Genomic DNA, 10,618 nt, shown 5'->3' with positions numbered 1-10,618 from the left:
CCGTCGGGGGCGGGAGTATCGAGGGTAATAGTAAATGTGCCATTAGTGGGGCCTGTTTCGGTGGGGGTAGTGCCGGCTGCGATGCTGACTTTGGGGGTGTTGTTGAGGAAGATGGAGATGGTGTTGTTGCCAACGTTCCCCGTTGCTACATCTGGTTTCCCGTCGCCGTTGAAGTCGCCGATGCTGACTGAAAGGGTGCCAGCCACAGTGGTGAACTCTACTTTGGGGGCGAAGGTGGGGGTAGTAGCGCCTGTGGGGGTAGTGTTGATGAGGATGGAGGTGCTCCGACTGCCGTAGTTCGCCGTTGCTACATCTGGTTTCCCGTCGCCGTTGAAGTCGCCGATGCTGACTGAAGAGGGCTGAGCCCCAGTCGGGAAGTCTACTTTGGGGGCGAAGGTGGGGGTGAGGGCGCCTGTGGGGGTGGTGTTGATGAGGATGAAGACATCGTTGCTGTTACGGTTCGCCACAGCTACATCTGGTGAACCGTCCAAGTTGAAGTCGTCGATGCTGACCGCTCTGGGGTAAATCCCAGTGGGGAATTCTACTGCGGGGGCGAAGGTGGGGGTGGTGGCGCCTATAGGGGCGGTGTTGATGAGGATGGATGTGGTGTTACTGTTCGCCACAGCTACATCTGGTGAACCGTCGCCGTTGATGTCGCCGATGCTGACTCCATAGGGCCTAACCCCAGTGGGGAAGTCTACTGTGGGGGCGAAGGTGGGGGTGGTGGCGCCTGTGGCGGTGGTGTTGATGAGGATGGAGGTGGTATCGCTGAATTGGTTCACCACAGCTACATCTGGTGAACCGTCGCCGTTGATGTCGCCGATTCTGACTGAAAAGGGCCTAACCCCAGTGGGGAAGTCTACTGTGGGGGCGAAGGTGGGGGTGGTGGCGCCTGTGGGGGTGGTGTTGATGAGGATGGAGGTGGTGTTGCTGCCTAAGTTCGCCGTTGCTACATCTGGTGAACCGTCGCCGTTGATGTCGCCGATGCTGACTGAAGGGGGGAAAGCCCCAGTGGGAAAGTCTACTGCGGGGGCGAAGGTGGGGGTGGTGGCGCCTGTGGGGGTGGTGTTGATGAGGATGGAGGTGGCGAACCCGTCAGTGTTCGCCGTTGCTACATCTGGTAAACCGTCGCCGTTGATGTCGCCGATGCTGACTTCAAAGGGGCGAGTCCCAATGGGGAAGTCTACTTTGGGGGCTAAACCCAGGATGCCGCTGTAGGTTTTGAGGGCGGTTTCTGTGAGGGCGAGTTTGGGCGCTTGGGGGGATGGGGGGATGGATGAAGTGAGTTTCCAGGTTCCTCCCAGTGCGGAGTTGCCCGTGGGGTTGGGGTTGGCGACGATGAATGCCCCGGTGAGTTGGTGCAGTTGAGTCAGGAATTGATTGCCGGATGCTGGGGTGGGGGCTGGTTTATTTGAGTTGTCGATTATTCTCAAATATCTACGCGAACCGGCCTCTAGATTCTCGGCGACGTTGCACCCGTACAGTAGGATGGATGCCTCTGCTGTTAGACTTTCTCGCCACTGTTGTATCTCAAAAGTGTACTGGGGCAGGGTTTCAATATTTAATGCTGTATTCCCTAACTGCAGATGACCCGGGGCACCGTGACAGATGATGTGGATGGCTGAGTATTTTTTGCCTTTGATGGTTTGGGTGATTTGTGCTATGGCATCCCGGTTTGGGTCGAGGATGGCGGTTTCGATGCCTTTTTTGATGCCCGAGATTAGGGTTTGACTGTCTGGGATGTCGGAGGCGATGAAAGCGAGCTCTCTAATTGTATTTAGCATTGGTAGATGATTGTTATATCTGAAACAATTGTCACCTTAGCAATGTTATTTGGGTACGATCGCAATTTGTATAGAAAATATATGATTTCTGATTCAATCCACGATCGCACAAATTTCAATACAGCCTCGGAACACGAGATTTTTGGCGAGATCGATTTTCCCTCTTGGTTAACCCAACAACAAATCAGCCTCGCTTGCACTACCTATCAAACCAACAGGTTAATGTTAATAGGTGCTGCGCCAGAAACGAACAGAATCTCGGCTTTTTGGCGAATCTTCGATCGCGCAATGGGGCTTTTCTGCACGCCAGAACGCCTTTATTTAAGTTCAAAATATCAACTCTGGCAATTAGATAATGTCTTAAAATCCGGGAATTTATACCAAGGCTATGATAAATTATATATACCAAGAATCGGTTATACTACAGGAGATATCGACATTCACGATATCGCAGTTGATAAAAATAATCAAATCATTTTTATTAGCACTTTGTTTAATTGTATCGCTACAGTGAGCGCTCGCCACAGTTGCAAACCTCTCTGGAAACCAGGCTTTATCTCACAATATATCAATGAAGACCGCTGTCACCTCAACGGTTTGGCAATGGTAGCCGGGGAGGCGAAATATGTCACGGCTTCGAGTCAGTCGGATGTGGTGGATGGCTGGCGCGATCGCAGACAAAACGGCGGTATAGTTATTGATATTCAATCTAATGATGTTATAGTCACAGGATTGTCAATGCCTCACTCGCCCCGCTGGTATCAAGATAAGTTGTGGTTGCTGAATTCGGGGAGAGGGGAATTAGGTTATGTGGATTTAAACACAGGAAAATTTGAGGCGATTACGTTTTGTCCGGGCTATGTCCGAGGATTAGCTTTTTGGCAAAATTGGGCGATTGTTGGACTCTCGAAACCTCGGGGTGGTGACAATACTTTTAGCGGTTTAGAATTGGATGAGTTGTTGGTCGCCAAGGATGCTGAGCCTCGCTGTGGTATGATGGCGATCGATTTGACGACGGGGGCGATCGTTCACTGGTTGCGCTTTGAAGGAGTTGTCACGGAACTCTACGATGTGCAGGTGATTCCGGCAGTGCAAAGACCGATGGCTTTGGGTTTTCAAACTGACGAAATTGCTCAGTTAATTACTTTGGAACTTTAACCGCAGATGGTGGCAGATGTACGCGGATTAACGCAGATAAATGGTGATTTGGATTTAAGGGCAAGAGCGTTTTTTTGTCTGTTTTTACTCGACGGGCGATTCCCTACGGGATAGCTTCGCACGCGCGTACTTTTGCTGATTCTTTGAATTTGGGGCAATTTTTTGATGTTTATTTGCGAAAACGACCGCGAATGCGATCGACAAACATATCAACTTCGGGCAGCTTCATCTGACTGACAAACAGGGCAAAAACCCCTAACCCTACAAAACTTGCTACACTCAACTGCACTAATTGAATTACCAAACCTTCAGTACCCAAAACTCTTTGACAGAGTTGCAGAGTAGCCAAGGTGACGAAAGCAGTTAGAGAACTGCCAGAAGTTAACCCCAGAAAAGGTAAACTCCACTGCCCCCAAGGCAGGCCGCCCAGCTTTTTATTTAAACAGTACAAAAGCATAATCATTGAAAGAAGATTCACTCCCACCGTCGCCAAAACTAATCCGGGCGCGCCAAAAGCTCCTACCAATAAATAATCTAGCAGACCGTTTAAAAAGATATTGATAATACTGATGCGAAAAGGGGTTTCTCCGTCTCCCAAAGCGTAAAATACCCGTACCAAAACGTCGCGTCCCAAATACACAAACATTCCAATACTGTAAGCCATCAATATCGGCGTAACAAACTGCGAGGCCGATCGATCAAAAGCATAGCGTTCGTAAACAACGCGGACGATCGGTCCAGCCAGCGTTACCATTAAAGCGCTCAGCGGCAGCATCGTAAGGGCCGTCAAAATTAAAGATTGGCGAATTCGATCTTTTAATTCCGGCCAATCTTTGGGCTCGGTGAGGCGAGAAAATATGGGCAAAAATGGTACTAAAATTACATTAGAAATGATGCCTAAAGGCGTCATAACTAACAAGCCACTGTAACCCATCGCCGAGGCAGCTTGAGGGATGTAGGATGCGAAAAATAGGTCAGTATAGACATTAATTTGCAGCATTCCTGAGGATAAGGTAGCAGGAACCATCACCTTAATTACTTCTTGCACTCCGGGGCGTTTAAAATTAAACCGCAAGCGCAATGTTCCCAAGCCGGCGCGCGACTGCGCCACGAGTTGCACCAACCACTGCAAAACTGCGCCCGCTAAAGTTCCCCAAGCTAACACTAGGCCGCCCATTAGTGCGTATTCTGGCTGAATAATTTTGTCTCCGAGTTGCAGTGCGAGAATCCCCAAACCGCCGACAAGTGCAATGCTGGAAAATAAAGGACTAATCGAAGGCAACCAGTACATATCGGCGGCGTTGAGAGTGCCGAAACCAATGCCGATTAAGCCTGAAAGTAATGCCATCGGTGCCATAATCCGAAATTGCTGGACGGCAATTGCTTTGATTTGTAAACCTTCTGCTGTTCTATTTAATCCCGGTGCTACCAAATCGATCAGGGGATCGGCAAAAATAATTAAAGCTACTGTTACCAACAGCAGCAAGCCGCCGACTAAGGTCGTGATAGTCTCGACTAAGGGGGCGGCTTCTTTTTTGTCGCGGCGGGCTAAAACGCTGACTATGGCGCTGTGAAATGGCCCGTTAATCCCTCCGAGCAAAATAAATAAGAAACCAGGGATGACGTAGGCGTAGTTGTAGGCATCGACGGCGACGCCGACTCCAAAGGCTGCGGCGATCGCAATTTGGCGCACCAATCCAAAGACTTTGCTAATTATAGTGGCGACTGCGACAATGCCGGCAATCCCCGCTAGGGAACGAGAGGGCTTCTGCTGTTGAGACACAAATAGTTACAAATGCTAGTGCTAAAAGGCTTCACTAAGTTTAATAGCAAATCTGGAAAATCATAACATGAATTCAGAAAATTTCTATTCCCAATTACCTTTACTGGACAATTTTCTCAAGATTACGGATCTGGGTAATTTTGTTGACGTACCTGATGACTGGTACATTGTTGTCACAGATATTCGCGGTTCTACACAGGCGATCGAAGCTGGAAAATACAAAGAAGTTAACTTATTGGGGGCTTCTTCGATCGTTGCTGTTTTGAATGTAGCAGGCGAAACTGAGATTCCGTTTGTGTTTGGTGGCGACGGCGCTTCTCTTTTAATGGGACCATCGCTTTTACCCGCTGCCCAGAAAGCTTTGCTCGCCACTCAACAACTGGCTAAGAGAGAATTTGACATGGATTTGCGCGTTGGGGTGGTGCCGGTTAAAGTTGTGGTAGCAGCTAATTATTCGGTAAAAATAGCTAAGTTTAAAGTTTCGGAAAATTACAGCCAAGCTGTTTTTATCGGCGGCGGCTTAACCCATGCTACTGAACTTATTAAAGACCGGGTTGCTGGTAATATTTACAGCATTAAAAATAATGGGGTTTCTCCAAAAGCCGATTTTTCGGGATTGGAGTGCCGATGGCAGGATATTCCTAGCAAGTACGGGGAAATAGTAACGCTGCTGGTAATGGTGCGATCGGATTTTGATCCGCAGAGCCATCAATTTTATAGAAATATTTTAAAAAAAATCCAATACATTTACGGGAAGGAAAATAGTTTAAATCCGATCGACCGTAAAAATCTTAAGTTGACGTTGAATAGTGCCAAACTGATTAAAGAAACTCTAGTTAGGGCGAGCAGTGCTAGTTGGTTAGACCGCCAGCTATATTTATCAAAAATACAGTTAGAGACTGCCCTTGGTTCGCTGCTAATGAATTTGAAGGTTAAGACAGAAGAGTTAGATTGGGGAGTTTATAAAGATATGGCGATCGCAGCTACGGATTACCGCAAATTTGATGATATGTTGAGAATGGTAATTTCTGGCAATGAGTGGCGACGAAAAAAATTGACGCGGTACTTGGAGAGGAATTACCGAGAAGGCAAGCTGGTTTACGGTTTGCACGTTTCTGACAGGGCGTTGATGACTTGTTTGGTGTTTGAACGCGGTGGCCGACAAGTGCATTTTGTAGATGGCGCTGATGGAGGTTATGCTTTAGCGGCGAAGGATATGAAACAAAGAATGAATGAAGGAATGAATGAATAAGTAAGCCTACATAAACTACAAACCGTTGTTTCATGCTATGATGCCTCAATCTAAAATCTAAAATTTAAAATCTCAAATCGAATGACTGATTTTATTTACAAATATCCACCTCTGTTACCAGGCATTTTAATCAAGCGGTACAAGCGATTTTTCGCGGATATCGAACTAACTACGGGAGAAATTATCACCGCACACTGTCCGAATACTGGCCCGATGACTGGTGTTTGCATTCCCGGCAATCCCGTGCTGGTATCTGGCAGCGATAATCCCAAACGCAAGTTGGCTTATACTTGGGAATTAATTAAGGTGTGCGACACAGAACCAACTTGGGTGGGAGTTAATACTGCGCTGCCAAATCGAGTTATTAAATTAGCTTTGGAATTACGATTGTTTCCTGAGTTGGGCAATTACAGTTTAATTCAACCAGAGGTTGTTTACGGCACCGATCAAAAAAGTAGAGTTGATTTTTGGCTGACGGGTGAGGAAAAACCGATTTTTCTGGAAGTGAAAAATACCACTTGGGTAAAACAGCAGTTGGCTTTATTTCCCGATACAGTGACGGAGAGGGGACAGAAACATTTGAGAGAATTGATGGAAGTGATGCGGCTGGGTGCGAGGGCTGTAATGCTGTATTTTATTAATCGCGGAGATTGTACTGATTTTGCTCCCGGGGATAGTGCCGATCGCGTTTACGGAGAATTGTTCAGACAGGCGATGGGTGAAGGTGTCGAAGTTTTGCCTTGCCGGTTTGACGTGACGCCAGAAGGTGTGCGCTATTTGGGGTTAGCCAAACTAAATTTACTTCACCCCCAATGATGGATTAGTTTAAATTGCCTCCATTTGTCGATCGACCTCGACATGAGCGACACCCGGTACCTTCCTTAGTCCTTCTAACTTTGACTGAGAAACTGCTCCAGTAATAATGCCAGTAACAGGTAGCACCCGATCGACTTTCATTCCCGCCGATTCTAACCCAGTGACAACAGATTGAATAATCGGTAAGTTTTGGTCGTCAACAGTCACTACGATTTGCTCTACTTGTTCCTCAGACATCTTCAGCCTCCTTTGCACCAAATCAATTGAGCTATTGTCAAACTAATTAAACCTAAAATCCGATAGCGCTCTGTTATGCCCTACTCCCCTTAAAAAAGGGGGAACTAGAAAGTCCCCCTTTTTAAGGGGGATGCGCGGGGGTTCTCTGCGTAAGTTCGATCGCCCGGAGTGATTACGGAGCTTGTACTAAGCCACTTCCGACACTAGCACTTGGCAACGGTAGCGCCATAGCATGAGAAGTTAGCAATTGCCAAAGTTGAGAACCTCGTTTACCAGTTGATTGGGCATACAGGGCAGCGAGCCCAGCCACGTGCGGTGTGGCCATGCTAGTGCCATTGTAAGAAGCATAACGATCTTGCTGCATAGGCACTGATGAGTATATATCCACTCCAGGAGCGGCGATATCGACTTTAGCCCCTGGAGATTTGCCAGATTTAGCCGAGAAGTTAGCCACTGCGAGGCAGTTATCGATCGCCCCAACAGCCATAATCGACGGGCTATTGGCTGGTTGTCCGACGGTTCCTCCGCTTGCTCCGTTATTGCCGGCGGCTGCCACGATCAGACACCCATTTTGCAGTGCCCGGCGGCCGACTGTTTCGTAGGCAGTAGACGGTGTTCGAGTGGGGTTTCCTAAGGACATCGAGATCACTTGACACCCATTGGCGATCGCCCATTCCATCCCGGCGAGAATCCACCCACTATTGCCACTACCGGAATTGCTCATCACTTTACCGACATAAATGGTTGATTCGTAAGCGATTCCGTACCTGCGGCCGTTGAGATCCTTGAACCCGCACGCTGTCCCAATGCAGTGCGTGCCATGACTGTTGCCATCTTGTACAGCCTCCCCAGGCACGAAGGACTGCGACACGATCGATCTGCCAGCGAAGTCGGGATGCAACAGATCCATCCCCGTATCCAGCACAGCAACTTTGATTCCGCTACCAGTCAACAGAGAGTTGTTCACCTTCGTTGCTTTCAGACCCCAAGTAAACTGGATATCATCAGCAAAACATTGTTTTTTCTTGATTTCGGCTACCTCCTCAGTAGTGGCTTTCTCGTACAGGTTATCCACCGCATCGCGATAGCCCCGCAAATACTCTAGGGACAATCTATCCTCAATAGCGTAGAAAATGCGCTCGGGTTCGATCGCCTTGATGGCAGAATCCTCTCGCGCTGATGTCATGATGCTGCTGACACCCCCTTCCTCTATGGAGACGACGGCCACACCGAGAGTTGGGAACACCGCTCCCCCTGCTGCTTCAATTGCGCTGAACTCTAGAGCCGAGTCCGGGAAATCCGCAGCGTTTGCCAGTCCCGTGATGCCAGCTCGGTCACTTAGGAGGGCTAACCCTTCTGTCACCGCATCTTCGCGGAAAGTAATAATGTAACGCCCTGTTGTTCGAGCGGCTGGGGCCGTTTCTGGGATGGGAAAACTAGGTTGTTGAGACATAAAACACCTCTTATTGACTGTTATTAGAAATCAATGACAGTTTTTCTGACATTAATCTCCAGTTTTTTTGATGCTAAATAGACTTATTTCGGACTGACGCTGCCGAGCAATTTTCACACTAACAGTTAATTCCTGTTATGTTGGCTCGGCTAATTTGTTAATTTGATCGTAGAGTACATCATCTAACCGTCCTTCTCCTGTCTGGATTAGCCATTTTTCTAAAGCACGGTTTCGATCGGTAAACAGTTGAGATTTGCCCTGGAGTTTAGCAACGACAAATCCATGACAAATTACAATGTCCGGCTCGCCCTCTACCTCTTCCCAACTTTCTCGAACAATCAAACCACGATACCCCAACCCTGCATTAACAAAGCCTTCTCCTTTCTGTGCCGATAATGATTGAAGCCGCCGTGCAAATTCCTGAAATTCTGGCACTGTCAATTCCCAATGTGGGTTTAGTCGGCCACTAAACATATCCACTTCTACTTGCATTTTTTTGTCTCCTAAAGCCGTGACTCAACATGCAAGCCCTGTCACCAAAAAACTTAAAAAAACCAAGCCAATTATCCTTCCTGGATTTGTTGTGAATGAATTAACCCGTTGCATGGTCTCTTTGTTCAGTGTAGGGAACCCACATTCCGCAGTGCTATAGATTCTATTTAATCTTTTGGCTCTTACAAGTGTAAAAGTAGCTGCAGAAGATGGTCTAATGCCCGGAGTTACAGGTAGCTGGGTTAGTGATGACTGTGCCGCTGTTATCTGTATTCCGAACCGCTGTCTTGCCCGGTTTGTGAACCCAAAATCCTTCTCGCATTTGGCGGTATCAGTGGCAATCAACAAAGCCCGGGCCAGGGGCGATAACCAGTTCTACTAAATAGCCAGGGGCTTGTGAGGCGGGGCAACAATCATAGCCTTTGTGCAATCCCTAACACAGGGAAGCTTTGGTAACTTCTACACAGTTAATTGCGGTGTACATATAGCCTTTCTCAGTAACATGAGGTACTATCTGGCCCACGAATCCACGGGCCCACGGGCATACCTCACCGCGCGATCGAACCGCTATATGTCCGCATCTTTTTCCTGGTTAGGCAAAAGTATCTGCCCGCTTGTTACTCGCATAGTTATAGCAGTTGTTCTTCTGCAGGATTAGGGGGTTGTTGTTCCAGAAGCCGGGGTTATAGGGCGAAGTATCATAAATGCAGGTAGCAGCCTGTTCACTTGAGGCTTCTATCGTCATCTGTGATAAGTCTCGAACATCAGAGACTAAAAGTCGGCTACTGGTTTCCAGTTGTTGTCGCAGGCAATTCTGCAACATTTCATCTAAAGGTAGTTCTTCTCCTAAAGCCGATGCTTTTGGAGAGGATTCAGCACTGCTGATTAAGCCGATTAAACGCTCAGCAATCTCATTCGCTTTAGCGCTAGTTGCACTCGCACCTGCTGCCATATACTAGCGGGTAGTTCAAAGTCTTAGGCAAGCTCGTCAGAGAGGGGTTCAATGGTGAAACCGCGAAACCCCAATCCAGCTTCTGCTGACGCGGACTCGGCTACAATGATGCGATTTTTGGCAATCTCTTTGAGCGTAGTTCGAGCTTCTTCTTCGTCTGTAATAATCCACTCTGGAGCGCGTCTACCAGAAAATACATCTGCAGGAATTCGTAACCTACTTAGCCTGTTTTTTTCGCGCTTTTAGCAAAAAAGCTCCAGGTTAAATTAGTTAATTCACTATAGATAACAACGTTGACAGGGAGTAGTTAAAAGCTGCTTTCCACAAGTGAATCGCAGCTTTGGATCTAATACTCATCGAAATTTATTTTGAGAGCAATACCACGTGCCGCGTATAGGATTATCAAGGTATTGCAACAAATTATGCCTGTTTTTGGCATAGCTTTTTCTCACAAGCCTGTTGCGTGAGAAATCCGGCCGGCAACCCCAGAAGCCTTAGGTTTATGGCGTGGGGTTGGCGTCCAAAAAGCTAGCTACAGACACAAAAGCGTGCCGTTCTTATTAACACACTTCCAGCCCGCGAAAGGAGTCGCCCGATAACAAGCTTGTGCCTTATAATACCATTTTCCTAAAATAGTGCTACAGTTACTAGGTGTACCTTTGGTGAATTAGTACCCAAATATAAGGAAGAA

9 protein-coding genes are annotated in these 10,618 nt (G+C 47.6%); 3 read left to right on the top strand and 6 right to left on the bottom strand.

Annotation, left to right across the window (positions count from 1 at the left end; all coding sequences use genetic code 11):
• Nucleotides 1–1,784 (bottom strand): FG-GAP-like repeat-containing protein (locus QUB56_RS35195; protein ID WP_332960997.1); only part of this gene is annotated, 1,784 nt, incomplete at its 3' end.
• 81 nt (nucleotides 1,785–1,865) lie between these two features.
• Between QUB56_RS35195 and QUB56_RS35190 the strand changes: the two genes are divergently transcribed.
• On the top strand, nucleotides 1,866–2,942 hold the full coding sequence (locus QUB56_RS35190; protein WP_332960998.1) for a TIGR03032 family protein: 1,077 nt from the start codon (nucleotides 1,866–1,868) through the stop codon (nucleotides 2,940–2,942).
• A 169-nt stretch (nucleotides 2,943–3,111) separates the two neighbouring features.
• Here the strand turns inward: QUB56_RS35190 and murJ are convergent, their stop codons facing one another.
• Entirely contained in the window at nucleotides 3,112–4,725 is a 1,614-nt protein-coding gene (gene murJ, locus QUB56_RS35185) for a murein biosynthesis integral membrane protein MurJ (protein ID WP_332960996.1), read from the bottom strand.
• Between the two features lie 67 nt (nucleotides 4,726–4,792).
• On the opposite strand from murJ, the gene QUB56_RS35180 reads away from it, so the two are divergent.
• Together QUB56_RS35180 and sfsA are read left to right on the top strand one after the other, a co-directional pair.
• Nucleotides 4,793–5,977: a DUF3095 domain-containing protein gene (locus QUB56_RS35180; RefSeq protein WP_332960995.1), complete on the top strand. Its 1,185-nt coding sequence runs from the start codon at nucleotides 4,793–4,795 to the stop codon at nucleotides 5,975–5,977.
• 81 nt (nucleotides 5,978–6,058) lie between these two features.
• The gene (gene sfsA, locus QUB56_RS35175; protein ID WP_332960994.1) at nucleotides 6,059–6,793 is read left to right on the top strand and encodes a DNA/RNA nuclease SfsA; all 735 of its coding nucleotides are present in this window, start codon (nucleotides 6,059–6,061) and stop codon (nucleotides 6,791–6,793) included.
• A gap of 9 nt (nucleotides 6,794–6,802) precedes the next feature.
• Here sfsA and QUB56_RS35170 read toward each other — a convergent pair whose 3' ends face one another.
• From QUB56_RS35170 to QUB56_RS35155, 4 genes are all read right to left on the bottom strand, one after another.
• Nucleotides 6,803–7,030: a hypothetical protein gene (locus QUB56_RS35170; protein ID WP_332960993.1), complete on the bottom strand. Its 228-nt coding sequence runs from the start codon at nucleotides 7,028–7,030 to the stop codon at nucleotides 6,803–6,805.
• 172 nt (nucleotides 7,031–7,202) lie between these two features.
• A complete protein-coding gene (locus QUB56_RS35165; protein WP_332960992.1) occupies nucleotides 7,203–8,483 on the bottom strand; it encodes a S8 family serine peptidase in 1,281 nt (426 codons plus the stop codon).
• Between the two features lie 135 nt (nucleotides 8,484–8,618).
• Nucleotides 8,619–8,975 (bottom strand): hypothetical protein, encoded by a 357-nt coding sequence (locus tag QUB56_RS35160; RefSeq protein WP_332960991.1) that lies wholly within the window; start codon nucleotides 8,973–8,975, stop codon nucleotides 8,619–8,621.
• 592 nt (nucleotides 8,976–9,567) lie between these two features.
• Entirely contained in the window at nucleotides 9,568–9,927 is a 360-nt protein-coding gene (locus QUB56_RS35155; protein WP_332960990.1) for a hypothetical protein, read from the bottom strand.
• Between the last annotated feature and the right edge of the window lie 691 nt (nucleotides 9,928–10,618).

It is taken from the genome of Microcoleus sp. AR_TQ3_B6, from assembly GCF_036702785.1.
In the GTDB taxonomy this organism is placed as follows: domain Bacteria; phylum Cyanobacteriota; class Cyanobacteriia; order Cyanobacteriales; family Microcoleaceae; genus Microcoleus.
This window is presented reverse-complemented; position numbering and strand designations above follow the sequence as displayed.

Bases quoted from the DNA above. Each gene is read 5' to 3' on its own strand.
- QUB56_RS35190 (WP_332960998.1), top strand. From the start codon at position 1,866: ATGATTTCTGATTCAATCCACGATCGCACAAATTTCAATACAGCCTCG.
- QUB56_RS35180 (WP_332960995.1), top strand. From the start codon at position 4,793: ATGAATTCAGAAAATTTCTATTCCCAATTACCTTTACTGGACAATTTT.
- sfsA (WP_332960994.1), top strand. From the start codon at position 6,059: ATGACTGATTTTATTTACAAATATCCACCTCTGTTACCAGGCATTTTA.
- QUB56_RS35170 (WP_332960993.1), bottom strand. From the start codon at position 7,030: ATGTCTGAGGAACAAGTAGAGCAAATCGTAGTGACTGTTGACGACCAA.
- QUB56_RS35165 (WP_332960992.1), bottom strand. From the start codon at position 8,483: ATGTCTCAACAACCTAGTTTTCCCATCCCAGAAACGGCCCCAGCCGCT.
- QUB56_RS35160 (WP_332960991.1), bottom strand. From the start codon at position 8,975: ATGCAAGTAGAAGTGGATATGTTTAGTGGCCGACTAAACCCACATTGG.
- QUB56_RS35155 (WP_332960990.1), bottom strand. From the start codon at position 9,927: ATGGCAGCAGGTGCGAGTGCAACTAGCGCTAAAGCGAATGAGATTGCT.